The organism is Psychrobacter sp. AT9 (assembly GCF_047272965.1).
GTDB lineage: Bacteria > Pseudomonadota > Gammaproteobacteria > Pseudomonadales > Moraxellaceae > Psychrobacter > Psychrobacter glaciei.
Genome location: NZ_JBKOTW010000001.1, coordinates 1,024,694 through 1,050,006, shown reverse-complemented (window position 1 = coordinate 1,050,006; position 25,313 = coordinate 1,024,694). Strand labels below are relative to the sequence as shown.

Genomic DNA, 25,313 nt, shown 5'->3' with positions numbered 1-25,313 from the left:
CATTTTATTCTCAACTTAATCATGATCTTTATTTTTATATAGGATTTTACGCCATGTCTGCTTTAACCGACTTACAACAGCACCTAACAAATTTTTGGGCGCTGCCACATCATCAAGATGCCGAATTGAATACCAAACTCAACGAAGTGCAAGCATGGCAACAAGCGCGACTCCAACGTACGCATAGTGAGCTGTTTGAACAGCCAAAAAACCAGCTGATGGCAGACTATTTTCTGACACAGTTATATGGTGGCGATGAATTCAAGTTATTGGCCGAACAGTTAGAACGCATTTTGCCAAAAGCAAAAAAGCTTGAGCGTCTTGCCAAAGAGTCCGCTTTAGAAGCTGGCAGCATGGGCATTCAAGCAGCCATTTTAGCGATTGAGCTAGACTTGCATTTGGCCCAATGGCTACTTGCCCAAGACTTACCAGTCACCGAAGACAATATGCTAGCCGCCTATCGTACTGTCGATGAAGAGGATGAACGCCGTGTCCAGATTGGTACTCTTAAAGACGTTTGCTACCGCACTGACAAACATTTGAACTCATTTATGCTCAAAAAAGCGTTTGCCCTAGCAAAAGGTACCGCCTATCGCTATAACTTTCAACCATTGTACGACTTCATCGATACTGGTTTTAAGGCCATGAAACCCCTCAAAAGTGTGAGCAATTTTATCGAGCCGTTTTGTGAACGTGAGCTTGAGATTATTGACGAAGTTCATGACACGGATAATGGCAGTAAGCCCTTGTCATTTGATGTATCATAGGATTGATGAGAGACTGCGTTAACTGGCAAAAATTCGTTAACGAACACCATATATACTCAAAAAATATCTCAAATAAATAATCATAAAAGTGAACAATAGGATAATGCAATGACCGATATTACCAATAATAACACTGCTCACTCTGACCAAAAGCCAGCGCTCAACACCACGACTAATGGTCATTTACAAGATAAATTGGTCAGAGACAGTATCACTCACAGTCAAAATATCACTGCACAAGTAAAAGCGCGTCAAAGTCCTGTGCCTAATGCGATGACTGATACTGGTAGTGATGCTAACGTCAAAAAAAGTAATGATTTTACGCAAGTCCAAGACTTGCCAACTGGAACGCCACAAGGCCAACAAACCACTATGTCAAACAACCCTACAAACAATAGCGCCGCTGCACAAGAGCAGACCGCTAAGCAAACGCTTTTTAACCAGCGTGATGACATTAATAACCCGCACACACTCGACACTGATGGTAATGAGCAAACGCATTTCGGTTATAAAACAGTCAATAAATCAGAAAAACAAGCACGTGTGGCCGACGTTTTTACCTCAGTCGCCAAAAAATACGACATTATGAATGACTTAATGTCTTTTGGTATTCATCGCTTATGGAAGCGTTATGCGATTAGCTTATCAGGCGTACGTGCAGGTCAGCATGTGCTTGATATCGCTGGCGGTACGGGTGACTTGGCCAAAGTCTTTAGCCGTGAAGTCGGTCGCAACGGTAAAGTCGTGTTATCTGATATCAATGCGGCAATGTTAGAAGTTGGTCGTGAGCGCTTGATTAATGCTGGCTGCAATAATGTCGATTTTGTACTTGCCAATGCGGAAACATTAGCACCATTTGATGACAATAGCTTTGATTTGCTTACCATTAGCTTTGGTCTGCGTAATGTCACTGACAAAGATGCTGCCCTAAAATCTATGTATCGCGTGCTAAAACCAGGTGGTCGCTTATTGATTCTAGAGTTCTCAAAACCCGTGTTTGAGCCATTGTCTAAAGCCTACGATTTATATTCATTTACCGCCTTACCAATTATGGGTAAGCTGATTGCTAATGATGCTGAAAGTTACCAATATTTGGCTGAATCGATTCGTATGCATCCTGATCAGCAAACGCTGAAGCAGATGATGCAACAAGCGGGCTTTGAAAATTGTGATTATCACAACTTGACCGCTGGTATCGTCGCCGTGCATCGTGGCTTTAAAGCATAACGATAAAAGAAAAATACTAACACCCAATAGTCGTAACCACTGACCCTGACAAACCATGCGCTTTTCTAAAGGCGCTCAATTAAATATGCGAGAGCCTTATGCTGACTGTGTTACTTTTGGCTGGTGCCGAAAAGCTGATTAACCTTGCCATTGCTAGCGATGAAATCACCAAATCAGGTCTGGCACCATTGGCTGGCAAAGTGTTACGGCTGAATATGAAGTCGCCTGAGATTGATTTGGATGTGTTATTCACCCATGAACGTTTACGTTTTGAGCCCGTCACGACTGACAATGTGTTTGAGCCAAGTGGCCGCATGAGTGAACGTCAAAAAGCGAGTATGGAGCGCGCACGTATCGGTCACAGTCGACCCGATTGTATCATTACCGTAGACAACCCAGCCCAGCTGCTCAACCTAATGCGAGGCACTGAAGGTAACTTGCCTATCGCTGGTGACTATAAAGTGCTGATGCAACTGAAACAGTTGGTGGCAGGTTTTGACCCAGATGTCGCTGGCCAGTTAGAACCCTTCATCGGAAAACCCATGGCGAGTCAGTTACATCTGCTCATATCACAGCTGAAAGGCAGTTGGCGTCATAGTGCCAAACGTGCTTTTAATGATGTCAGCGACTGGGCCAATGATGTCGCAGGCAACACTGTCCCTGACCCCGTTGAGCTGGAAGAAGTAAATGATCTTAAGCAACAACTGCTAAAGCTGCGTGCTGATGTCGAACGTGAAGAGGCCAAACTTGCTGCTATCAAAGAGGAGCAGGCACGTTTTATCAATAATTCGTTCCATCAATAACCCGTTTAATTAATAACAAGCAAACATTATTAGTTAAACGGGTTATTGATCACATTATCTACAGATAAGCACAGCGCCTACCTTATTTTTGACTTTTCCTAGAGTACCTATACCTCATGCTATTATCCCATCGCGCCCGTTTACTTGAGCTTTGGCGTATCGCCGCAATATATCGCATTGATACGCATTTTTCTATTGAAGAGGCGCCACAGCTGCAACCTTTAGCACGTTTAATTCGCTTGCATCCAGCTGCTTGGGGTAAAAAGCATCAGCCAAACGCGATTAAATACGCGCTTGAGGACATGGGTACGCTGTTTTTAAAATTAGGCCAACTACTGTCAACACGTCGTGATTTGGTACCGCCTGAGATTATTGCTCAACTGGTTCAGCTACAAGACAAGGTTAAACCATTTAACTCTGATGTGGCCATTACCCAAATCCAAGATCCTAAGCATGGTCTTGGGCAGTCTATTGGCACATTGTTCGCACGCTTTGATGTCAAACCGCTGGCGGCCGCCTCTATCGCCCAAGTACACACTGCCGCCCTGCATGATGGTCGTGAAGTCGTCATAAAGGTGGTTCGTCCCGATATCCGCACCACGATTGTTTCTGACTTTGAGCTACTACGTGAATTGGCAAGCTGGGCATCCGCTCGTATTGAAGCGGCGCGTGCCGTACATATTATCGATATTGTCGAGGATTATCGGCAAGTCATGCTTAACGAGCTAGATTTGACGTTAGAGGCAGACAATACCACCCAAATGCGCAATAACTTCTTGGGTTCAGCATTAATGTATGTGCCTGAAGTCTATGATGCTGCCAAAAATGTGATGGTGATGGAGCGTATTCAAGGCGTTCCTATCTCGCAAGTTGAGATGTTCGATCAGCTTGGCTATGACCGTGCGGCACTGGCAAAAAAAGGTCTAACGATATTTTTCACCCAAGTCTTTCGTGATAATTTCTTTCATGCTGATATGCATCCAGGCAATGTATTCGTAGAGACCCCGCCTGTGCAAACACTACATGCAGGTATGGCAGCGGTCGACTTGGGTCATGAGCCACGTTATATCGGACTTGATTGCGCCATCATGGGCACCTTATCAAAAGACGATCAGCTCATTGTCGCGAGGATGTTATTGGCGGTTATGAATAACAATTTTACCGCAATGGTTGATATCGTCAGCCGAGCCGGTTGGATACCACCAAATGCAGATAAGCATGCGTTGATGCGTGATATGAAACGTACCGTCGGCCCTATGCTACAAAAATCCATTAATGACATCGACTTTGCTGGCGTATTGATGCAGATTTTGGATATCGCACGTCGCCATCATATGAGTATCCCGCCACAGCTGATGCTATTGCTAAAAACATTAGTGCACGTTGAAGGCCTCGGTCGCGACTTGTATCCTGACCTTGATATTTGGTCACTTGCCAAGCCCATTCTAAGCAGCTGGATCAAAGAACAGCTAGATCCGATGCGTAATCTACAGCAACTACGCCAGCAATTACCTGAGATGTTGTTGTCAACGACTGATATTCCAAAATTACTAGATCAAGGCTTACAAAGTCTTGCCTCGCAAGGCTCACGTCAAGACAGCCAACTACGTGAAATACAGCAAATTCGCGCGGATATGCTTAACGATCGCCGCCGTGATTGGTTAGCACTTGCAGGCTTTGCTATTTTCATTGCCATCGCAACGCAAGTCGTCGGTTGGCTATCACCTATATTTTATATGCTGGCTGTCTTGGTAGTTGTTTGGCGAATTTTAGCTTAGAGACCAACTTTATCTTTTATTTACTTAGTTCAGAAAAAGCCTCGTAACTCGAGACTCAAACAAAAAAATGCGACTGCTGTTAATGAGAAGCAGGCGCATTTTTTATGCTAAGTACTGATTACTATAACATTTGGTCAATCGCCATTTGGGTCAATACACGACCACGTGCCGTACGCAGCACATAGCCTTGTTGAATTAAGTATGGCTCAATCACATCCTCAAGTGTACCGCGATCCTCTGCCATAGCAGCTGCTACCGCTTCGACACCAGCGGGACCACCATCAAAACGCTCATGCAATATTTCGATATACCGTCTGTCTAAATGATCGAGACCACGTCTATCCACGGCCAGCATATCTAGCGCACTACCCGCAATCGCACCATTGATACTGCCATCGCCTCTGACCTCCGCATAATCGCGCACACGGCGTAGTAACCGATTGGCAATCCTTGGTGTGCCTCGGGCACGGCGCGCAATCTCCACCGCACCATCCTCACTCATAGGCACACGCATCAAGCGGGCGGCACGGCTAACAATCGTGGTCAGATCGGCGATATTATAAAACTCTAGCCGCTGCACAATGCCAAAGCGATCACGTAGTGGTGAGGTCAATAATCCTGCTCTGGTCGTTGCCGCAACCAAGGTAAACGGTGGTAAATCAAGCTTGATAGAACGTGCAGCTGGCCCTTCACCGATCATAATATCTAGCTGAAAATCTTCCATGGCTGGGTAAAGTATTTCTTCAATGACTGAACTCAGACGGTGAATCTCATCAATAAACAGGACATCACCCTCCTCCAAATTGGTCAGCATGGCTGCCAAATCACCTGGACGCTCGAGGACAGGCCCTGAGGTCGAGCGTAAGTTACCGCCCATTTCACGAGCAATGATATTGGCAAGCGTTGTTTTACCCAACCCTGGTGGACCAAAAATGAGCGTATGATCCAATGGCTCACCACGACCGCGTGCCGCGCCAATAAATACTTCCATCTGCTCACGCACCACCGGCTGACCAATATATTCAGCCAACAGTGCTGGTCGAATATTGGAATCAGGCGCATCCCCTGCGCCTTCTAACGGATTAATCAAACGATCTTGCATCATAGTTTTTATCATTATATTAAAAAATTAGGTAATAAATAGCATAACCAAACGCCACCTATAAGTCATGTAAAACATCAACAGTTATATACCAAAACGAAAATAAGCGACAATTAATGTCGCTTATTTGTTTGATACTGATTGATGTAACCATTAATAGCAGTTGGAGTAAAAACTACTTAAACGTTGATAGCTGCTGTAATGTGGCTTTTAACAATCCTTGCGTATCTGCAAAAATGTCACCGTTACTTTTGGCAGCTTTGATGGCTTGCTGAGCTTCTTTTTCTTTATAACCCAAACTAATCAGAGCGCCTTCTACTTCGGCGATGATATTGTCTTCGGCAGAAATCTCAGCTGGCTGCATAGCAAACTCTAAATTACTATTATCCACTTCGATATTTTTTAGCTTATCTTTTAGCTCAATTAATAACCGTTGCGCAGTCTTTTTACCAATACCTGGGATACGAGTTAATGCGGTTTCAGAGTCTTGCTCGACGTGCATTTTTAGCTCAGCTGCTGACATTGCAGACAGCATCGCTAATGCCATTTTTGCCCCAACACCATTGATTTTAATCAACTGACGAAAGACATCACGCTCTTTACGGTCAATAAAACCATAGAGCAACTGCGCATCTTCACGCACATGGAAATGCGTCCAAATGCTTGCCTGCTCATTGAGATGTAGCTGACAAAATGAAGGCAATGGCAGCTCAATATCATAACCCACACCAGAGGTCGTCATGATACAGGCGGTTGGTGCCATTAAGTATTGCACTTGTCCGGTAATCAATCCAATCATCACTTACTACCTCTCATATGGGCTATTATATAAATAACATCAGCTGCCACTTTGTTGTCCGCGACTATCTTTTAGCAGCATAGTCTTATTGCTCTTATCAGCATAGCCTTACTGGTAAAAACTCACCATACCTTCGAGGCTAGTTGAACGAATTTTATGCGCTTGACCAGCAGAACCAAAAGCTTCAAAACGATTGGTGCAGATGTCTGACATTGCGACCATAGATGCTTTGAAGTATTTACGTGGATCAAATTCGCTCGGATTTTCTGCAAGAAATTTACGGATAGCACCTGTTGAGGCCAAGCGTAAATCGGTATCGATATTGACTTTACGTACTCCGTGCTTGATCGCTTCGACGATCTGCTCAACTGGCACACCATAAGTTTCGCCGATATCACCACCATTCTCATTGATGATTTTTAGCCATTCTTGTGGCACTGATGATGAACCATGCATCACCAAATGCGTGTTAGGAATACGAGCATGAATCTCTTTTACGCGCTCAATAGACAAAATATCGCCTGTCGGTGGACGCGTGAATTTATACGCACCGTGGCTAGTACCGATAGCAATGGCTAGCGCGTCGACATTGGTGTCTTTTACAAATTGTTCGGCTTCGTCAGCACTGGTCAATAGTTGCTCATGATCCAATACGCCTTCAGCGCCAGAGCCATCTTCTTCGCCTGCCATACCAGTCTCAAGACTACCTAAACAACCGATTTCGCCTTCTACAGAAACACCGCAAGCATGTGCCATTTTGACGACTTCACGAGTAACGCTAGCATTGTAATCGTAATCCATTGGCGTTTTGCCATCTTCACCAAGCGAGCCGTCCATCATCACTGATGAAAAACCAAGCTGAATTGAACGTTGGCAAATCGCTGGTGACATACCATGATCTTGATGCATTACTACAGGAATATGTGGCCACTCTTCGATAGCGGCAATGATCAAATGACGCAAAAACGCTGACCCTGCATAGTTACGTGCGCCTGCGCTGGCTTGTACGATGACAGGTGAGTCACAAGCATCCGCAGCCATCATGATTGCACGCATTTGCTCTAAATTATTGACGTTATAAGCAGGAACACCATAGCTGTGTTCAGCGGCATGATCTAGAAGTTGACGTAAGGATATTAGGGCCATAAGACGCTCTCTGATTAGATTTTGAATAGTATTTAAAAAAGCTTTATAACGATCATCCCAACGTGCAGAAGACCATACTAACGGTATAGAAAGTAATAAACGCCCAAAATATTTTGGGTGTGAACGCTACGCGGTGATTATAGCAAAAATTGTTCCGTCTTCGTAGCAGTTGCCTGACTATTTGTCAGTCTACACGTCACTTCACGTGAGTTTGATTGTTATCAACTATAACACTGACACACAACGCAAAAAGCCTTGGTAATCACCAAGGCTTTTCTAGTATTTTGAGGGCTTATAAAGCAACTGTCAATTAAAGCAATTATCAATGCTCGCTACTCATTCAGTGCCTCGTCCTATCAATCGATATCACGTCACCGAATCAATAACTGACTTGCTCAGTACGATTCTTAGTACTGTTGCTCTGCTTCTACTGCGTTTTCACTGGCTTTATTTTCAACAGCAGATGCGCCATCGGCAACCACTTCAGCAGTATTGGCAACAGCTTCATTTGCGCCTACCACAACCGCTTCACCTGTGTTTTCTAGTGCATTTGTAGCGGCAACACCAGCAGTGTCAGCGCCTTCAGCAACTTCGGTACCAGCGTTTTGTGCGGCAACTTCAGCTTCAGCAGCAGCAGCTTCTGTTTCAACAGCAGCAGCGTCAGCGTTAGCAGCAGTGTCTTCAGCAGCAGAATCAGCAGCAGCTTCAGTTTTATCTTGTGTTTCTTGGCTACATGCAGTGATTGCAAAAGTACCAGCAAGTACGCTAGCAAGTAACAAATGACGTTTTAACATAATAAACCTCTCGTAAATAAAGCATGTCAAAATACATGGTTGCGCTATTCTATAGGCAGTAAATAAGACATGCAATAATAATTTTCAGTATAAAAACAAATAATTACTACTTGATAATAATTGATGACCAATTGCACTCATAGCTGTCAAATTAACAAGGTAAGAGAGCCAGTCACCATATTATTTTTATAGCCTACCTTAGATGATTGCGGTAAGTTGTACGCCTAATGTTACTGAACTGCTGAAAGTGGGTTAAATTATCGCGCTTCTATTTGCAGTGCGGCAACAGCTGGCAGCACTTTGCCTTCTACAAACTCTAAGAATGCACCGCCACCTGTTGACATGTAGCTCACGCCATCTGCAACTTGATATTTATCGATCGCTGCTAAAGTATCGCCACCACCAGCAATCGAAAAGCCTTGACTGTTTTTGACCGCATTTGCCACGATTTGAGTGCCTTGACCGAAAGCATCCACTTCAAAAACACCCACTGGCCCATTCCACAAAATAGTCTTTGCGTTGGTAATAGCATCAGCCAGTTGCTTGGCGCTTTCTGGAGCGATGTCCAATATCATGTCATTATCACCAATCGCATCAACCGACTTTGTAGTCGCAGTGGCTTTTTGTAAGGAGCCTGTAAAGTCAGCGAAATCGATCTCATTTTTATCGGCAACCACCACATATTCAGGCAGTAAAATCTCAGTTTTAGTCATAATCTCACGAGCGGTCTCAACCAAGTCCGCTTCATATAGCGAAGCGCCGACACTGTGACCTTGCGCGGCTAGGAAGGTATTCGCGATACCGCCACCAACGATTATTTGCGTGCATACTTCTGCCAAGCTGTGCAAAACTTGCAATTTTGTAGAGACTTTTGAGCCACCAACAATAGCGAGCATGGGCTGCGCTGGGGTTTCAAGCGCTAGGCTCAAAGCATCAAGCTCAGCGGCTAATAGCGGCCCTGCACACACTGTTTTATCTGCTTGACGCATGGCCTGAGTGACACCCTCAGTTGAGGCTTGCGCACGGTGCGCAGTGCCAAAGGCGTCCATCACAAACACATCACATAGCGATGCATATTTCTGTGCTAAGTCTGCATTATTTTTCTTCTCACCCGTATTAAAGCGCACGTTTTCTAGTAGTACCACTTCACCTGCTTTAATTGCAACGCCTTCAGTCAGATAGTCATTGTTTAAACTAACTGGCGCTGCCAATTTGTCGCTTAAATAGTCAGCGACAGGTGCTAGAGAATATATGGCTTCAGGATTGCCTTCAGTTGGACGTCCCAAGTGTGAACACACAATGACGGCAGCGCCTTTCTCTAGTGCCATTTTGATGGTAGGCAAGCTGGCCTGCAGGCGCGCATCACTCGTGACCTTACCGTCTCTAATAGGTACGTTCAAGTCTTCTCGAATCAATACCACTTTGTCCGTTAAGTTTAGCTCACTCATACGCAAAAAATTCATTACCTGCTCCTATGCATCATCTATTGTTAATCTACGGTGTGGCTTTTTACTAAATATCACTCAATGCTAAATATCACTGAATGACAGTTATCAAACTATTTAACCGATTATTCTTACTAATAGTCTCATGAGACTAATCTAGCAAGAATCTGAGGCGGTGTATTCTAGCAGTTTTCTAACAAGCGCTCATAAAGAACCTATGATTAAATTTTACTAAGCAGGTTAAAAATAAGACAAACTTATTTAATTTTTATAAAAATCAGTAACATTTCGTGGTGGTACTCAGCAGTCAGGCTGTTTATGATGGCATTGATGTTTATCGTAGATGTGAGCTTTACGATACAGCGCCTATTAATGATAATAATTAAGTTCAACAATAAAAATAACCCATTAGGAGAATACCATGAGTATCGATCTAGCCACTGCCAAACAGACTTTATTGAAGCTGAAAGACGAGTATGAAACTCGAATCGATAAAATCGAAGATCATATCCAAAATCCACAAGATGACCTCAATGAGCATTGGGAAGATCAAGCCATCTCTTATCGTCAAAACGATATGCGTAAAAATCTCATGGGTGAAGCACGACAAAGCCTAATCTATGTCGAAAATGCCTTGAGCCGTATCGAAAATGGGACTTATGGTGAATGTGAGGTATGTGGCAAACTGATTGAAGAAAAACGCTTGGAAGCACTGCCCTATGCCACCTTATGTATGGAACATGCGGAATAACGATTCATTTATACAATGTACTTATATTTTGAAATATAAGTTTGAAATTTAGAAATAAGTTATAAAGCAGGCGTCTGCCACGTACCAAGCGCCTGCTGCCATTGCTCACAACGCTCGGCTATTTGGTGTTCTGGCAAATCCATAATATCCCCAACTACTGCCACATAAGCAATCGGCAAACCTGCCAGCGCAATAACGTTTTCTGCCGTTAGACCGCCTATCACACATAGCTCAATACCTTGCTGACACCCATCGACAAGCTCTCGGCGCGAGATGACATCCGCATTAGGCTTGGTTGTAGACGCAAATACTGCGCCCATCGCGGCATAACTGGCGCCATCATCCTGCGCTTCTTTCACCAGCGCCACATCACCATGACAAGTGCGGCCAATAATCTGATTCGATAATAGACATTGCTTGGCCTCTCTGATATCGCCATCTTCTTGCCCCAAATGAACCCCAACACCAAGCTTCGCGGCCAGCTGAATATCATCATTGATGACGACTGGGACATTGTATGTCTTTGCCAAGTTGACTATTTGTAGAGCTTCATCATAGAGCTTGGATACGCCATTGCTTAACGTCAATGTTTGCTTACGGCGGATTTGCAATAAGGCAATACACCCTGTGGCAAACGCGGTCTCTAATTTTCGGTATAGCAGCGCGAATTCATCATCATTGGTCAGCAAATATAACTTTGGGGCTAGTGTAGTAGTCGATGCTTGAGTCATATGGTTTTTCCTAGGGCGTGTTCTCAGTTTAAAAATGGAGACAAAAATTCCACACAATAAAAAAGCCGTTATATCACATAACAGCCTTTTTATACCTACTAAACCAATCCGCTTACACTGTACGGCGAGTCGCCAAACTGTTTAAAATGTTCTTAGCATCACCCCAACGCGTGGCTGAGCTGTTCGCCCCTAAGATGACAATGATCGCAGGACGGTTATTCACACGTGTTTCCATTACCACACAACGACCTGCTTCATTAATAAAACCGGTTTTTGAGATGCCGATTGGATAATCACCTGAACGTACTAGACTACTGGTGTTGTTGGCTTTATAGGTACGGTTACCAGCTGAATAATTGGCCACGTAAAAGTCATAGCTCTTAGTCGTGGAGAAACGACGAATCACATCGTAGTTACCAGCAGCACGAACCATTTTTACCAAGTCATTTGATGAAGCAACGTTACGTTTATCGAGACCCGTTGGATCACCGAAATAAGCTGTCGTCATACCAAGCTCTTGTGACTTACGGTTCATCGCTCGTATAAAGGCATCATAGCCACCTGGATAGTTACGCGCTAGGCTTTTGGCAGCAGGGTTTTCAGATTTCATTAATGCCATTAACAGCATTTCAGCACGGTTCAAACGATCGCCTGATTTTAACCGCGAACTTGCACGCTTAGGACCGACGAAATCTTCAGGATCGAGGGTAATCTCTTCTCTCATATCGAGACCAGCATCCAACACCACCATTGCCGTCATCACCTTAGTAATACTGGCCATAGGACGGGCAATATCGGCATTTTTCTCGTAAATAGATTCACCAGTTTCGGCATCGATCACCGCCACACTGCGAGAGTCGGTGCTGATCGGAATCATGCTACTGCTGCCAAAGCTCCCACGATAAGTAGTGTTATAGCTGTTGGTGTTATTGAAGCTGTTATTACTACTACCAAAACTACTGGTGTTGCTGTTAGTAATATTGGTAGTGCCATACCCATTATCGACTTTTTTGATGGCCGAGCCGTTAGACTTGTACATGATATTGCGCGCTTCGGACAAGCTATCAGCACCGCCCCAACTCATACGAGCACTCGATCCAGCATCAGCGCTACCATTAATTGTAAGTGCAGCTTGTGCAATACTGCCTAAACTCAATGAAATCATGGCAGCAACTAACTGCTGTTTGGTTAATGGTAAGTGCTTCATTCTTCCCCCTGCTGTCGCGATGCTGTTAATTAGCGAATCAGTTACATACTAATTAATAGCAACAACGTACGTAGCGTTTGTGGTTGTGTTTGTAGGTACTCACATAGAGTTTTTGTATTTTTAGTGTATCATGGTTTGCATTTAAGTTTAATGTACTAAATCAGTTAGATGAGCATTTTTTAACCTGCTTCAAATTTTGCTACATTTAAATTAGATTTTAGCAATATTAATTAACACTATAGCAATATATGATGAGAGTAGTAGTCATCAAATCAATGCGATATCATCCTATTATAAAATAATAAAAATCATTGTTGTGGTTAATAGATATACAGATTGGTTCAGATAGTTTAACGTTCACAATGCAACCTTCATTTTGATAGACAGCAAAGAGTACAACTATGATTCGAGTATTGGTAGTAGATGATCATGATTTGGTGCGGATGGGTATCAGCCGTATGTTGGCAGACAGTGCTGATATCGAAGTCATCGGTGAAGCTGACAGCGGTGACATGGCAATTAAACTGGCCAAACAGCTGCGCCCTGATGTGATTTTGCTAGATGTGAATATGCCAAACATCGGCGGGCTTGAAGCAACCAAGCGCTTGATTCAGCTCGATCTGGGTATCAAAATTTTGGCCGTCAGTAGCATGTCGGCGCAACCGTATCCATCCATGCTGATCAAAGCAGGCGTCAATGGTTATATTACTAAGGGCACACCGCTTGATGAGATGATACGCGCGGTCAAAAAAATCTATCAAGGCGGTCGTTACTTTAGCCAAGATGTCGCTGAGCAGCTGGCTGATGTTCTCTTGTCAGATAATGCCAACTCACCTTTTGACTTATTAAGTGATCGCGAAAAGCAAGTAGCCATGATGGTGGTAAACTGCCAAAGTCCGCAGCAAATCGCTGATCAATTGTTCGTGAGTGTCAAAACCATCAATACTTATCGTTATCGCATTTATGAAAAAGTCGGCGTCGATAGTGACGTGAAATTGACTCATCTGGCTATCCGTCATGGTCTCATTCAACCGTAAACCCCTTCATACCTTTTTTATTACGGTCAATTTATGAAACTTGCGCTCAGAGCCGTCTCTGCCATCACCAATTACCTACAGCAAGATGAGACGCTGCCTCTACCACAGTTACGGCGGTTGGGACTGATCTATAGCAGTTATCGATTTATCGTTAGCGTATTCTTTATGTTGATGGTGTATGTGACCGTCAAATCTGATAGTGGCTCATTATTACCAAGCTTATTGCAGCAAACAGCGCTTAGTTTCTATGTCATCATCAGTTTAATTTTGCTTGGCTTGTTTTACGTGGTGACTAAGAATCTGCGGCGCCAGCTGGCTTTCGGATTGGCATTAGACGTCATTATTTTGAGCCTTTTGCTTTATACCAATGGTGCCCCTGACTTACAGCTCACCATGCTTTATATGGTCGTCGTCGCGGCCAGCTTCATGCTACTGTACGGCTCGCAAGCACTTATTATCACTTTGCTTGCTATTATTTTCGTGATCTATCAGCAGTTTTTTTATGCCATCGCCAATAGCATGAGTTTGGCTAATTTAGGCGATGCCTTGCTTATGTCAGCAAGCTTTTTGGCGGTAGGGGTTTTGAGCTGGTCCATTTCCCAGCGCTTGGTACAAGTCGAGCAAGTCGCTGCAAATCAAGCCAAAGAAGTCGAACGACTGAACGTGATCAATCAAGAAGTCATTACCCAAATGGTCAATGGGGTCATCGTGATTGACAGACAGCATATTGTGTTAGCAAACCTAGCGGCTCATCAGCTACTCAGTATCCCCCACCCTCCGCTAGCGTCCATGCTTGATACGTCCAGTCATTTAAGATATGAGCAAAACAACCCCGAAGCTACCCTTCTCGCCGACTTTCAACATCAGCTCAAAGAACAACATCTGCAACTTATTGATGCCTGTTTGTCCGTCTCTGAAGGGCTGTCACGCAGCTTTGTTTATGAATTACCTGCGGTAGCAAATGCCTCTGTCGTCGGTAAGCTACGGGTACAAATCATCCCCTTAAAAGATAATAGCAAGCTGATCATGCTAGAAGATTTGCGCCGTGAGCAAGCCAGCGCTCAACAGTTAAAGCTGGCATCGCTTGGGCAATTGACCGCCAGTATTGCCCATGAAATCAGAAATCCGCTTGCGGCTATCTCACAGGCCAGTCAACTATTGATGGAAGATGTCGTAGAAAGTGAGAGGAACAAGGCAGCAGAGCATAGTACTATCAGTTCTACTGCCGACCATACAACAGCGATGACAGAGCCTGCAAATACTTATATGACGGGCAATCACGAACTGTATGAAATGATATTTTCGCAAACCAAACGTGTAAACCGTATTATTGAAGATATCTTAAAACTGTCGCGCCAGCAGGTAGCCCGTCAGCAATCAATTCTATTGGCTGATTGGCTACCACTGTTTTTGGACAATTATTTTCGAGACCATGACATTTTTTTGCGTGTATATACCAATCCCACCATCTCGTTCGACATGCACCAATTGGAACAAGTATTAATTAATTTGATCAATAATGGTCTGCGTTATAGTAGCTACGCTCACCCTCATGCTTTTGTGGAAATTGAGATTTACTGTGCTGATAACGATGTTATAATTGATATTTTAGATGATGGATTGGGCGTTAGTAGCAATGATTTACAGCATTTATTCAATCCATTCTTTACCACCGACGAAGCTGGAACGGGTTTAGGATTGTATTTATCACAGGCGTTCTGTGAAGCCAATCAAGCCCGTTTACTCTATATTCCTGAACACCAAAAGACTTGCTTTCGCTTGATTGCCCCTGCTATCGACACCGATGGTCACGATGCTGATAAACGGCTTACTGAAGACCAGTAGCTTCTATAAAAGAGAAGGGTTGTTTGATAAAAGCATGTTGATCATCACCCTTACTAGGGCGTGTCATCAATTAGTACATGGATACATTTAGTGGTCTTAAAATGGCTAAATTTTGCCAAACATCGTCAGAAATCTTGTCAATATGTTCATATTTACGGCAATTTCTTCCTTGTTTGGCTGCAATTTTCCTCATTTTAAGCCTCACAATCTAAATGATGACACGCCCTAGATAAGACAGATTGAACCCTATTTTTAAATTTTTAGCCATTGAACACAATGAGATAACGTATGACAGTAACCGCGCTAGTCGTTGATGATGAAGTAGATTTGTGCCGCTTGATGCAAATCACCCTAACCAAGATGGGCATCAAAAGCGATGTGGCTTATACCTTATCGCAAGCACGCGCCTACTGGCAGCAAAACGACTATGACTTTTGTCTGACGGATCTCAAGCTACCTGATGGCTCAGGACTAGAGCTGGTCAAACACATCAGCAACAGCTCTAGTACACCAATCGCCGTGATTACTGCTCATGGTAGTATGGATTTGGCTATCGAAGCGTTAAAGCTGGGTGCTTTTGACTTCGTTAATAAACCGCTTGAGCTGCCACGTTTACGCCAGTTGGTCGAAAATGCACTCAAGGTTATTCACCAAAATAACGAAGCAGAAGCCGCGCCTGAATGTTCACCTGAGCAGCAGATGTTGGATAGCCGTTTGATCGGTGATTCTGCCGTCATGCATCCCCTTAAAAACACCATTTTAAAATTGGCTCGCTCACAAGCACCAGTTTTTTTATCGGGTGCGTCCGGAACAGGTAAAGAGGTGGTTGCCAAGCTGATTCATGATTTAAGCCCACGTCGAGATGGCAGTTTTGTACCGGTGAACTGCGGAGCAATCCCTTCCGAGCTGATGGAGTCGGAATTTTTTGGTCATAAAAAAGGCAGCTTTACGGGAGCAGTCGCTGATAAGCAAGGCTTGTTCCAACAAGCCAACGGTGGCACGTTGTTTTTGGATGAAGTGGCAGATTTGCCCTTGGCAATGCAAGTCAAATTACTACGCGCCATTCAAGAAAAAACCGTGCGCGCTATCGGTGATACCAAAGAGCTACCCGTCGATATCCGCATCCTATCCGCGACCCACAAAGACTTGAACCAATTGGTACAAAGCGGACTGTTTCGGCAAGATTTGTATTACCGTATCAATGTGATTGAACTAAAACTGCCCACGCTTAATGCGCGGCGTGATGATATTCCTGTCTTAGCAAAGCATTTTTTAGCACTGATCGCAAAAGAGTGGCAGTTGGACACCCCGCCCTCATTGACAGCAGCGGCTTGCGAGCGCTTGCAGCATCACGATTTTGCTGGTAATGTTCGTGAGCTACGCAACTTACTCGAACGCGCCGTGACATTGGCGGAAACGTACACCATTGACGTCAGTCATCTGGGTCTAGCAGAGCTTGATACTCAACAAAGTCAGAATACCAATGCAGTCGATAATACAGCGCTAACATCTAACCCCTCTAATTATAAAGAAGACAACCAGCCAGCAATCGCATCCGTAATTAACAAAGAAGAAATTGGTCAAACCTCGACGGTTAAGCAATCTGAGCAAGCAAAGACCAACCTACACCCTTATCGTACGATTACTCAGCACTACCCTTCCACGATTCAGCGGTCAATGGCTAATAGCATCGAGTCTGATCGTAGCCCCATCTCTTCTATAGAGCAGGAATTAACAACTAGTCATACGACTCATGACGAGCAAACAAGGTCAAAAGAGGATTTTCAAAGCCAGTTGTTGCCTGCCAAAGGTCTAGAACACTATCTGCAAGAGCAAGAAAAAAACCTGATTATTACTGCACTTAAACAAACAGGCTGGAACAAAACCCAAGCCGCTGAACTGTTAGGAACGACGTTTCGCTCTTTACGTTATCGCATGAAAAAACTTGATATTGCTGAAGATCAGGCCGATTGATTTTGGAGTCTGTAGATTTAAACATAATACATCATCAATTTTGAGCATAATAATGGTGCTGGGCAATTAGAGTACGCTTAGAGCTATCATTACCTATTTACTTTTCGTCTATCTGCTTTTCGTCTGTCTGATCTTCTAGCGTATTATCCTTTACAGCTGAATTTCTCACAAAGCGAATACCCGAAGCGAGCGCTTTTGCCCTGAGTAAATCAAGTGCCTGCTGCTCCCATGTACTCTCATTACCCAGTAGAGCCACATCAGGCTCGACCCCGATACCATCTATCTTATTGCCAGCCGCCGTCACATAATTGGCAACGGTTAACTTCACGGCCTGCTCGTCATTCACAGGTATCACTGACTGCACTGAGCCTTTGCCATAACTTACCTCACCGACGATAGTGGCGCGTTTTTGCGCTTGCAAGCTGCTTGCTAATACTTCGGCGGCTGAGGCAGAATAACGGTTTTGCAATACCACTACGGGCAATGGCTTGAGTATTGCAGCACCTTGGGTCGATAACACACGAGAGTCGTCTTTCCGGCCTTTCACTTGTACCACATCAGTGTCCGCCATAAACAAACTAGCCACACTCACCGCTGAGGTTAAAACACCACCTGGATTATCACGCATGTCTAACAAAATACCGGATATCGGTGCTTCTAAGCTAATAAGACCTTGCAGCAGCTTTTCACGACTGTTGTTTTGAAAAGCGGGTAATTTCATCACCGCCATACCATCAACAAGCCGTGTCTCAATGACTTGCGGGTGGTTATTGTTACGCTGTAAAGTCGTGGTATGTTTACGGCGACCCGCTTTAGAAGTCACAATATCCACTTGTGTGCCCGCAATACCAGTTAAAAGCTGTTCAACATCATTAGTTTGTCTGTCGTCATCTAATTTGAATTCATCAACTTGATGCAGATAATCACCGACTGCGATGCCTTTTTTATCCGCAGGTGAGTCATCAAGAACCTCTGTGACCACCCAATAGCCAGCCTTTGGTCGATATATCACTTTGATACCAATATCGCCGACATCCCCTTCGGTAAAAGCCCGCAGGTTTTCGTAGGCCTCAGCATCCAAAAATTCAGCGTGGCTATCGAGCTTAGTCAACATACCACTCATCGCATTGTTAAATAACTCTTCGTCATTGACCGTGTCCACATATTCACGGCGTACCAAGTCCACGACCGCAACAAACGTTTTTAGAGTTTCAGGGGAAATAGCATTCAATGACACTTGGCCCACTTCATCAGGGACATCTGTATTGATATCGTCGGCCTCATCAGTCAAAGCGCTTTCATCTGCAACACTGTCTATCGCATCATCAGACGCGTCAGCAGCATCCAACATATCGGCAATATCAGACAGATTATCTGCACCGTTTTCTGCCGATATCTCATCAGCATCGAGACTGATAAGCTGTAGGCTGGCCGTCGGGCTGCTTTCATTATTTGTCGCAGCCTGTGCTTGCATACCAACGACATTCAACCCTATGAAACTGGCCATGAGTACGGGTTTAAAGACGGTCGACGTTATCAATGCGGTCATCATTGATGGCTTTTCTGGTCGTTTAGACGCCGACGAACGTATAAGACAGATGGGATGCATAAAAACTCACCTAGATAAAAAGAAAACATGCAAAGTTATTGTTATCGGGTAATTAATGAATGATATCGTGTAAGGTAGCATCAAGATCACAGCCAAGACTAGGGTAGTATTGCAAGTAATACCAAACCCAAAAAGTACGATTAGCTGTGTCAAACTCGTTTAGTCTACAATGCGTAGCACTTATACTCGTTTTCCTTGCTGCTCTAATTTTTGTGAATGGTATAAGTTAAAAACCTATCCTAAAAAAGGGAAGGAGCGTAGATACCCTTCCCTTTATCTTTTTCTTTCATTCGCTGGCTGCTTCAGCTGTGCTTATGGCATTATAATAGCCAGCATGCGAAAGTGTCAGAATGACTGAATCACGATACTGGAATCAATAGGTTTTCACCCGTCATTTCTTCTGGCGCATCGATATTCATCAATGACAAGATGGTCGGTGCGATATCGCTAAGCTTACCGCCACTACGCACTTGTACTTTTTGCTCACCAATATAAATTAGAGGTACATGTTCGGTCGTATGTTGGGTATGTACCTGTCCGCTTTCGTAGTCTTGCATTTGCTCAACATTGCCATGATCAGCGGTAATGAGCATATCGCCGCCAGCTGCTCGTACTGCCGATTCAATACGGCCAACACAGACATCTAACGCCTCTACCGCTTGCACGGCTGCTTCAAAGATACCGGTATGGCCTACCATATCACCGTTGGCATAATTGACGATTAACACATCATATTTGCCTGATTCAATAGCAGCCACCAACTTATCGGTCACTTCAGGAGCACTCATTTCTGGCTGCAAGTCATAAGTGGCGACATCTGGCGACGGCACAAGAATACGTGTCTCACCTTTATACTCTGCTTCGCGGCCACCACTAAAGAAAAACGTCACGTGCGCGTATTTTTCAGTTTCGGCTATGCGCAGTTGCGTTTTACCTTGTTCTTGCAAATACTCGCCCAACGTATTGGTCAAAGACGTCGGATAATAAGCAATACTGGTCTTCGGGCTATCCGCTAAAATATCTGAATACTTGGTCAACATGACAAACGCGGCCAGTTTTGGCTGTTTATGACGGGCAAAACCTGAAAACTCATGATCTGGCAGCACAAACGCTTGCGCTAGCTCACGAGCGCGGTCAGCACGGAAATTCATAAAGATAAGTGCATCATTATCATCGACGGTATAGGGCGTGTCGCCGCTCTCAATCACGGTAGTCGGATTGATAAACTCATCAGTTTCACGGGCTTTGTAAGCGGCTTGAACAGCACCATCAGCACGGGTAGATAGACGATCGGCTTTACCTTCCGTAATAAGCTCATAAGCTTTCTGTACTCGATCCCATCGATTGTCACGATCCATCGCATAATAGCGACCGATGATACTGGCAATCTGTACGCGACCTTCATAATGGGCGTTAAGCTTGTTCAAGTATTCACGCAAACGATTGATGTACTTATCAGCAGATTTAGGCGGCGTATCACGACCATCTAAAAAACAATGAACAAAGACGTTTTTGGCACCGTGAACCAATGCCGAATGACACATTCCTTCGATATGGTCTTGATGCGAATGCACGCCACCATCAGAGAGCAAGCCCATAATATGAACATTACCCCCTTTTTCGTTAGCCGCTTTGACAGCATCGACCAAGGCTTCGTTTTTATAGAACTCGCGATTGGCAAGCTCACTTGAGATACGGGTTGAGTCTTGATATAGCACACGACCAGCACCTAGGTTCATATGTCCCACTTCAGAATTACCAAACTGACCATCTGGCAAACCAACATCTTCACCCGACGCAGAAATCAATCCATGCGGATATTTCTGATAGATCTTATCTAGATTCGGCATATTAGCCGCAGCAATGGCGTTATCCTTGTCTTCTTCACGATGACCAAAGCCGTCCAATATCATTAAGACATGCGGTGTTTTTTTATGCTGTGCGCTATCTTGCTTGCTATCAAGTTGCGCCTGATTGTCGTCAATAGATTCAGATTGTTGCTGGGTACTGGTCATAGATTACCGCTCCTCAAGTGAATGAACGCCTATACTGCTATATTAGGATGTCGAAAGTTGTCTATATTAGCATACATCTTGAAATTGCTGAAAAACTGAGTATTTATGCTGCTATTTCAATGCTTTCGACCCTTTTTTTCTGCTACTCATTTTATGAAAATGGTTGCTATTATTGCTGTGCTTTTCTAAAAAGACGTATTAATCTGTAAACCGCGCTTGCAATCAGCTATGCCATTAGTTAAGATAAATCTATTCTGAAGTGTTGGCTAGTAGATGTTTATTCCCTGAGCCGATAATGCTTTACCAGGATGTGGTACCTATTGCTTCATTGTGTATGCCTGCACCGCTTGCGGTGTATCAGGAAACCTGCAGAGGCAGTGACGCATCCGCCCTGAACTTCACGGTTCATGGGTCACCATCTTACGGCGGCACTTCGGTTGTTATATTCGGTTAGTCATGTCTCTATTTATATTCACTAGGTTTATTAGTAACCCATAAGTTCATAAGAGATTCATAATAACCAACAAAAAGCCCCTCTCGTCAATGACGTAAGGGGCTTTTTTTATGTCAATTTTTCGCTATTTTTATTCATCATTAGCAGATTTGGTAATCTTTTTGACATCTTTAGGAATGTTTTTGGCAGTCCCGTCAACGGTTGTATGCTGCTTGAACACGTCCCCAAATGGGTTTTGTTGTTGCTGACCGAATGGGTTTTGGCCATTAATACCACCGCCAGCGCCACCAAATGGATTTTGTCCACCCATACCGCCTGCGCCGCCGAATGGGTTTTGACCGCCGCCCATCTGTTTGGCCATCATCTCCATCATTTTTTGCTGGTTGTTCATGACGTAATTATTAGCAAAGTCTTTGAGCTTCTTTTGCACGGGTGGTAATACCACCAATAACGCGAGTAAATCGCTAAGCACACCTGGAATAAGTAGCAAAATTCCAGCCGCTGCCATGGCCACACTTTTAAGCATGGTCGACTCTTGTGGGCGCATCGCTGGGTTCATCATGCCGCCCGCTTTCATTTGCTGAGCCATCGGATTGAGTGCTGCCATACCCTTACGAATAAGGGTGATACCGATAACTGCGGCGATAATAAACCACATGAATACCCACCAACCGCTCATAAACTGGGCAATTAAATACCACAGTAGCATCTCGATAATAAACCAAACGATGGCAATACCAACTATCTGACCCATAAAGTGTCGTCCTATAAAATAAAAACCAATAAATTGAGCGCCATACAAATTAAGATGGCTAACATATGATGTATATGGGGATTGATTGCTATACTATCAAACTTAAGGCGTATTTTTAAGCCATATAGTCGGGGCAATATAATTTGGATACAAGGAAGATGAGTAAAAGTACTACGAGTAGTAGGCTGAGCGAGTCTGACACCGTATCCGATTTATATAGGATTGAATATAAAACAAAATGTAAGTAAGACGGAATACTATGGCAATTATTATCGGGATTGACCCAGGCTCACGTATGACGGGTTATGGTATCGTGCAACAAACTGGCGATAAGCTAACCTATATTGACGCAGGCACCATTCGTACGGATACTAAAGAGATGCCTGAACGCCTAAAGCGCATCTTTAATGGCTTGACGCGTATCACCCAGCATCATCTAAAATATGCAGAAGAGCCTATCTATACAGCAATTGAACAGGTGTTTATGGCAGAAAACCCAGATTCTGCGCTGAAACTGGGGCAAGCACGAGGCGCAGCCATTGCAGCGATGGTGGCACTGGATTTGGAAGTATCAGAATATACCGCACGCCAGATCAAGCAAGCTGTGTGCGGTTATGGTGCCGCAGCCAAAGAGCAAGTACAAGAGATGGTCTGCCGGATACTGTCTTTAGATGTCGTACCACAACAAGATGCCGCTGATGGTCTTGCCTGCGCCATTTGTCATGCGCACTCAAGCCATTCAATGAACAAGTTGCTCCTAAATAGCGCCATGCGTGGACGCGGGGCGTCTAAGAAAAAAGGACGCTGGCGTTTGACAGAAGAAGATTTAGGTAATTTACGATAAGATAAGAAGCCAAAATACAGCAAACAACTATAAAAAAACACGCGATCAAATGGCGCGTGTTTTTTTTCAATCATCTCAATCATTTAACTATAATAATAAAACAGCTTCACCCGTCGTCTACTCTGCGACGGCACTCTCAATCACCGCATCTAACACATAAGCATATTCTTCGCCTTCTGCATTCTCGTTATTGTCGATATGGTAGCGCTGTAGGCGTAATACTTCTTCGTGCATGCCGTCGTGTGGATAGCCATCAATGTCACCCTTGAATGCTGTCCACTTGCCTTCGCTGGTTTTCAGGCCTTGATCATCATAAGTGACAGGCTTAACTTGCAGACACATCCTAGAGTCTGCATCGCCACAAGCGATTTTTTCACTACTTACTGCCCAAAAGACGGTCTCGCCTTTGCTATTATATTTGGCTTGTGAAGTGAGCCTACCTGTCCAAATCAAGGTCATCGAATCATTAGTCACTTGCGTCAATAGTGGCGTCTCACCTTCAGTGACAGTTAACTCGCTACTACCTTGCATGAGCATATTTAAAAGACTCTCTGCGCTATCAAGATTGCCACACGACATCTTAGTGCTCATACTATCTTCTATCGTTAACCTTTGAGCTTGTAATTCATAGGCAGCGCTCATCGTATTGCAGCCAACGCTATAACTTAAGGTATCTTGACCTTGATTAAATAACAGCGTCACCTGATCCTTAATATTTATCAGGGGCGCTAATGGTTGATCGCTCGCACCTTTGGCAGTCATCAGTGTCCAACGATGGCGCGCAAGATTGCCAATCATCTGTTGTTCAACGCTGAGCTCAGTTACTTCAGATGCCGCCACTGTCTCATTGGCATCAGGCTCACCCTCTGTGTTTGCTAACGTAGCCCTCATCTCTGCACTTGCCGTAGCATCTGTCCCTTCGCTCTCCGTAGATGGGGCGTTTTTTTGACAAGCACCTAGTGTCAGACTGACTGCCAATACGCTGGATAATAACAGTAGTTTTGTGATTGGTTGCCTTTTTATGTCTACCATACTACGCCTCTCTTACTAAGCTTATCTGATGCCTGCTATGACTGTATTAACTTATAAGGATTCTTATAGCTATTCATAAAACAAAACAATAGCAGCAATCCGATACAATTTAACCACTATAACCTCGATCCTATTATCATATGTAATGAAACGTTTCATTTTATTAATGATTTTTTAATAAATAAACATAGTGAGTTTCCAAAAAATAGGGATGGCTAACAGTTCTAGTTAACCATCCCTATTTGGGTGTTTAATACAGCTATTTACACAGTTGGTAATTAGCACTTCAAGTCACTAAAACCTAAAGCACGATTGACGATGTAACATATTCTAATTGCACGGAAAAAGTCAGATTTAATTACTGTCCACTACTCATTGGTCGTTTTAGGTTCTGCTTTTGCCAGTTTTTTAATACTAAAACGCTCATGCATTTTTTCATAAAACCGCGCAAGATTCGCGCCATGGGCCTTGGGGTCTACTTTTAATGCCTTGCCAAAGTCCAAACCAAGATATAGCACGATGTCTGCAAAGCTCAGTTGATCCCCGACTAGATATTCATGACCTTCTAAGCTTGTTTCGAAATATGCTAAGGCTTTGACAGCACGCGCAATGGACGGTGCTACAAATTCTGGTACTTGGTCAACACGTTGTGCCTTTAATGGATGACTGTGCTGAAATGCCAGCATCAAGTTGTACAGTATTTCAAACTCCGCAATGCGGCGCATAGAACAAACTTGGGCACGCTGTACCACATCGTTACCCATCACTGAGCGCTCACCATAAACGCGATCAAGATACTCACAAACCGCCTGCGAATCATTGAGCATCGTACCATCATCTAACGTTAAAACAGGTACCGTCTGCATCGGATTCATTTGAGTGAAAGCCTCTGACATCTGCTCGTTAGCAGCAAAATCAATGTCTATCACGTCGATGTCATCCATATCATCGACATCAATACCTTTTGATGCAAGCAAAATAAGAGCTTTACGAGGGTTGGGTGCAGTACGGGTTATATATAGTTTTTTCATGGCAAATTCCTTTTAAGTATTATTTCCGAAAAGAACGATAACGGTAAATTTTTATGATTATCGTTATATTATCAAAGCACAGAAGTTTATTGTTGCTCGCTTAGCGCAGTGACTATTGGTTTTTTTATCATAGCAAAACCTTATCGCTGCTTGTGATATGAATAGTAA

21 protein-coding genes and 1 other RNA gene are annotated in these 25,313 nt (G+C 43.9%); 10 read left to right on the top strand and 12 right to left on the bottom strand.

Features of this window, described 5'->3' with window-relative positions:
- Nucleotides 1-53 precede the first annotated feature (53 nt).
- From ACMFL8_RS04615 to ACMFL8_RS04600, 4 genes are all read left to right on the top strand, one after another.
- Entirely contained in the window at nucleotides 54-767 is a 714-nt protein-coding gene (locus ACMFL8_RS04615; protein ID WP_194620174.1) for an FFLEELY motif protein, read from the top strand.
- A gap of 372 nt (nucleotides 768-1,139) precedes the next feature.
- Complete coding sequence (ubiE, locus tag ACMFL8_RS04610) at nucleotides 1,140-1,994, top strand: bifunctional demethylmenaquinone methyltransferase/2-methoxy-6-polyprenyl-1,4-benzoquinol methylase UbiE (protein ID WP_413191366.1); 855 nt, start codon at nucleotides 1,140-1,142, stop codon at nucleotides 1,992-1,994.
- Between the two features lie 98 nt (nucleotides 1,995-2,092).
- Nucleotides 2,093-2,797, top strand: coding sequence for an SCP2 domain-containing protein (locus ACMFL8_RS04605; protein ID WP_413190224.1), 705 nt, complete (start codon nucleotides 2,093-2,095; stop codon nucleotides 2,795-2,797).
- Between the two features lie 116 nt (nucleotides 2,798-2,913).
- Nucleotides 2,914-4,575 carry an ABC1 kinase family protein gene (locus ACMFL8_RS04600; protein ID WP_413190223.1) on the top strand — a complete coding sequence of 554 codons (1,662 nt, stop codon included), beginning with the start codon at nucleotides 2,914-2,916 and terminating at the stop codon, nucleotides 4,573-4,575.
- A gap of 121 nt (nucleotides 4,576-4,696) precedes the next feature.
- Here the strand turns inward: ACMFL8_RS04600 and ruvB are convergent, their stop codons facing one another.
- From ruvB to ACMFL8_RS04575, 5 genes are all read right to left on the bottom strand, one after another.
- Complete coding sequence (gene ruvB / locus ACMFL8_RS04595; RefSeq protein WP_026037210.1) at nucleotides 4,697-5,677, bottom strand: Holliday junction branch migration DNA helicase RuvB; 981 nt, start codon at nucleotides 5,675-5,677, stop codon at nucleotides 4,697-4,699.
- Nucleotides 5,678-5,852: 175 nt separating this feature from the next.
- Nucleotides 5,853-6,476, bottom strand: a complete 624-nt coding sequence (gene ruvA / locus ACMFL8_RS04590) for a Holliday junction branch migration protein RuvA (protein WP_010199297.1) — start codon at nucleotides 6,474-6,476, stop codon at nucleotides 5,853-5,855.
- Nucleotides 6,477-6,584: 108 nt separating this feature from the next.
- A complete protein-coding gene (gene fba / locus ACMFL8_RS04585) occupies nucleotides 6,585-7,622 on the bottom strand; it encodes a class II fructose-bisphosphate aldolase (protein ID WP_413190222.1) in 1,038 nt (345 codons plus the stop codon).
- A gap of 407 nt (nucleotides 7,623-8,029) precedes the next feature.
- On the bottom strand, nucleotides 8,030-8,416 hold the full coding sequence (locus ACMFL8_RS04580; protein ID WP_240215807.1) for a hypothetical protein: 387 nt from the start codon (nucleotides 8,414-8,416) through the stop codon (nucleotides 8,030-8,032).
- A 257-nt stretch (nucleotides 8,417-8,673) separates the two neighbouring features.
- Entirely contained in the window at nucleotides 8,674-9,879 is a 1,206-nt protein-coding gene (locus ACMFL8_RS04575) for a phosphoglycerate kinase (protein WP_201593042.1), read from the bottom strand.
- A 403-nt stretch (nucleotides 9,880-10,282) separates the two neighbouring features.
- Between ACMFL8_RS04575 and ACMFL8_RS04570 the strand changes: the two genes are divergently transcribed.
- A complete protein-coding gene (locus ACMFL8_RS04570) occupies nucleotides 10,283-10,612 on the top strand; it encodes a TraR/DksA family transcriptional regulator (protein ID WP_194620186.1) in 330 nt (109 codons plus the stop codon).
- 59 nt (nucleotides 10,613-10,671) lie between these two features.
- Here ACMFL8_RS04570 and ACMFL8_RS04565 read toward each other — a convergent pair whose 3' ends face one another.
- Nucleotides 10,672-11,343 (bottom strand): thiamine phosphate synthase, encoded by a 672-nt coding sequence (locus ACMFL8_RS04565; RefSeq protein WP_240215806.1) that lies wholly within the window; start codon nucleotides 11,341-11,343, stop codon nucleotides 10,672-10,674.
- A 112-nt stretch (nucleotides 11,344-11,455) separates the two neighbouring features.
- Nucleotides 11,456-12,550 carry a serine hydrolase gene (locus ACMFL8_RS04560; RefSeq protein ID WP_413190221.1) on the bottom strand — a complete coding sequence of 365 codons (1,095 nt, stop codon included), beginning with the start codon at nucleotides 12,548-12,550 and terminating at the stop codon, nucleotides 11,456-11,458.
- 401 nt (nucleotides 12,551-12,951) lie between these two features.
- Here ACMFL8_RS04560 and ACMFL8_RS04555 point away from each other — a divergent pair, with 401 nt between their 5' ends.
- From ACMFL8_RS04555 to ACMFL8_RS04545, 3 genes are all read left to right on the top strand, one after another.
- Nucleotides 12,952-13,587: a response regulator gene (locus ACMFL8_RS04555; RefSeq protein WP_010199282.1), complete on the top strand. Its 636-nt coding sequence runs from the start codon at nucleotides 12,952-12,954 to the stop codon at nucleotides 13,585-13,587.
- Nucleotides 13,588-13,620: 33 nt separating this feature from the next.
- Nucleotides 13,621-15,432, top strand: a complete 1,812-nt coding sequence (locus ACMFL8_RS04550; RefSeq protein ID WP_413190220.1) for a sensor histidine kinase — start codon at nucleotides 13,621-13,623, stop codon at nucleotides 15,430-15,432.
- A 288-nt stretch (nucleotides 15,433-15,720) separates the two neighbouring features.
- Entirely contained in the window at nucleotides 15,721-17,406 is a 1,686-nt protein-coding gene (locus tag ACMFL8_RS04545) for a sigma-54-dependent transcriptional regulator (RefSeq protein ID WP_413190219.1), read from the top strand.
- A gap of 97 nt (nucleotides 17,407-17,503) precedes the next feature.
- On the opposite strand, the gene ACMFL8_RS04540 is transcribed toward ACMFL8_RS04545, so the two are convergent.
- Both ACMFL8_RS04540 and gpmI read right to left on the bottom strand, forming a co-directional pair.
- Nucleotides 17,504-18,955, bottom strand: a complete 1,452-nt coding sequence (locus ACMFL8_RS04540) for a S41 family peptidase (RefSeq protein WP_413190218.1) — start codon at nucleotides 18,953-18,955, stop codon at nucleotides 17,504-17,506.
- A 419-nt stretch (nucleotides 18,956-19,374) separates the two neighbouring features.
- Nucleotides 19,375-21,030 carry a 2,3-bisphosphoglycerate-independent phosphoglycerate mutase gene (gene gpmI, locus ACMFL8_RS04535; RefSeq protein WP_189584247.1) on the bottom strand — a complete coding sequence of 552 codons (1,656 nt, stop codon included), beginning with the start codon at nucleotides 21,028-21,030 and terminating at the stop codon, nucleotides 19,375-19,377.
- 248 nt (nucleotides 21,031-21,278) lie between these two features.
- Here gpmI and ssrS point away from each other — a divergent pair.
- Nucleotides 21,279-21,474, top strand: a non-coding RNA gene (gene ssrS / locus ACMFL8_RS04530) — 6S RNA.
- A 140-nt stretch (nucleotides 21,475-21,614) separates the two neighbouring features.
- Here ssrS and ACMFL8_RS04525 read toward each other — a convergent pair.
- Complete coding sequence (locus ACMFL8_RS04525) at nucleotides 21,615-22,238, bottom strand: FxsA family protein (RefSeq protein WP_201593050.1); 624 nt, start codon at nucleotides 22,236-22,238, stop codon at nucleotides 21,615-21,617.
- 259 nt (nucleotides 22,239-22,497) lie between these two features.
- Here ACMFL8_RS04525 and ruvC point away from each other — a divergent pair, with 259 nt between their 5' ends.
- The gene (ruvC, locus tag ACMFL8_RS04520; protein ID WP_010199263.1) at nucleotides 22,498-23,082 is read left to right on the top strand and encodes a crossover junction endodeoxyribonuclease RuvC; all 585 of its coding nucleotides are present in this window, start codon (nucleotides 22,498-22,500) and stop codon (nucleotides 23,080-23,082) included.
- A 117-nt stretch (nucleotides 23,083-23,199) separates the two neighbouring features.
- Here the strand turns inward: ruvC and ACMFL8_RS04515 are convergent, their stop codons facing one another.
- Both ACMFL8_RS04515 and ACMFL8_RS04510 read right to left on the bottom strand, forming a co-directional pair.
- Entirely contained in the window at nucleotides 23,200-24,114 is a 915-nt protein-coding gene (locus tag ACMFL8_RS04515) for an META domain-containing protein (protein ID WP_413190217.1), read from the bottom strand.
- 368 nt (nucleotides 24,115-24,482) lie between these two features.
- Nucleotides 24,483-25,145 (bottom strand): glutathione S-transferase family protein, encoded by a 663-nt coding sequence (locus tag ACMFL8_RS04510; protein WP_413190216.1) that lies wholly within the window; start codon nucleotides 25,143-25,145, stop codon nucleotides 24,483-24,485.
- Nucleotides 25,146-25,313: the final 168 nt, after the last annotated feature.

What these genes read in the sequence shown, in the direction of transcription:
- ACMFL8_RS04565 (WP_240215806.1), bottom strand. Translation starts at nt 11,343, where the DNA reads ATGACTCAAGCATCGACTACTACACTAGCCCCAAAGTTATATTTGCTG.
- ubiE (WP_413191366.1), top strand. Translation starts at nt 1,140, where the DNA reads ATGTCAAACAACCCTACAAACAATAGCGCCGCTGCACAAGAGCAGACC.
- ACMFL8_RS04560 (WP_413190221.1), bottom strand. Translation starts at nt 12,550, where the DNA reads ATGAAGCACTTACCATTAACCAAACAGCAGTTAGTTGCTGCCATGATT.
- ruvA (WP_010199297.1), bottom strand. Translation starts at nt 6,476, where the DNA reads ATGATTGGATTGATTACCGGACAAGTGCAATACTTAATGGCACCAACC.
- ACMFL8_RS04525 (WP_201593050.1), bottom strand. Translation starts at nt 22,238, where the DNA reads ATGGGTCAGATAGTTGGTATTGCCATCGTTTGGTTTATTATCGAGATG.
- ACMFL8_RS04550 (WP_413190220.1), top strand. Translation starts at nt 13,621, where the DNA reads ATGAAACTTGCGCTCAGAGCCGTCTCTGCCATCACCAATTACCTACAG.
- ACMFL8_RS04575 (WP_201593042.1), bottom strand. Translation starts at nt 9,879, where the DNA reads ATGAATTTTTTGCGTATGAGTGAGCTAAACTTAACGGACAAAGTGGTA.
- ACMFL8_RS04515 (WP_413190217.1), bottom strand. Translation starts at nt 24,114, where the DNA reads ATGGTAGACATAAAAAGGCAACCAATCACAAAACTACTGTTATTATCC.
- ACMFL8_RS04605 (WP_413190224.1), top strand. Translation starts at nt 2,093, where the DNA reads ATGCTGACTGTGTTACTTTTGGCTGGTGCCGAAAAGCTGATTAACCTT.
- ACMFL8_RS04555 (WP_010199282.1), top strand. Translation starts at nt 12,952, where the DNA reads ATGATTCGAGTATTGGTAGTAGATGATCATGATTTGGTGCGGATGGGT.
- ACMFL8_RS04580 (WP_240215807.1), bottom strand. Translation starts at nt 8,416, where the DNA reads ATGTTAAAACGTCATTTGTTACTTGCTAGCGTACTTGCTGGTACTTTT.
- ruvB (WP_026037210.1), bottom strand. Translation starts at nt 5,677, where the DNA reads ATGCAAGATCGTTTGATTAATCCGTTAGAAGGCGCAGGGGATGCGCCT.
- fba (WP_413190222.1), bottom strand. Translation starts at nt 7,622, where the DNA reads ATGGCCCTAATATCCTTACGTCAACTTCTAGATCATGCCGCTGAACAC.
- ACMFL8_RS04570 (WP_194620186.1), top strand. Translation starts at nt 10,283, where the DNA reads ATGAGTATCGATCTAGCCACTGCCAAACAGACTTTATTGAAGCTGAAA.
- ACMFL8_RS04600 (WP_413190223.1), top strand. Translation starts at nt 2,914, where the DNA reads ATGCTATTATCCCATCGCGCCCGTTTACTTGAGCTTTGGCGTATCGCC.
- ACMFL8_RS04545 (WP_413190219.1), top strand. Translation starts at nt 15,721, where the DNA reads ATGACAGTAACCGCGCTAGTCGTTGATGATGAAGTAGATTTGTGCCGC.
- ACMFL8_RS04510 (WP_413190216.1), bottom strand. Translation starts at nt 25,145, where the DNA reads ATGAAAAAACTATATATAACCCGTACTGCACCCAACCCTCGTAAAGCT.
- ruvC (WP_010199263.1), top strand. Translation starts at nt 22,498, where the DNA reads ATGGCAATTATTATCGGGATTGACCCAGGCTCACGTATGACGGGTTAT.
- gpmI (WP_189584247.1), bottom strand. Translation starts at nt 21,030, where the DNA reads ATGACCAGTACCCAGCAACAATCTGAATCTATTGACGACAATCAGGCG.
- ACMFL8_RS04540 (WP_413190218.1), bottom strand. Translation starts at nt 18,955, where the DNA reads ATGACCGCATTGATAACGTCGACCGTCTTTAAACCCGTACTCATGGCC.
- ACMFL8_RS04615 (WP_194620174.1), top strand. Translation starts at nt 54, where the DNA reads ATGTCTGCTTTAACCGACTTACAACAGCACCTAACAAATTTTTGGGCG.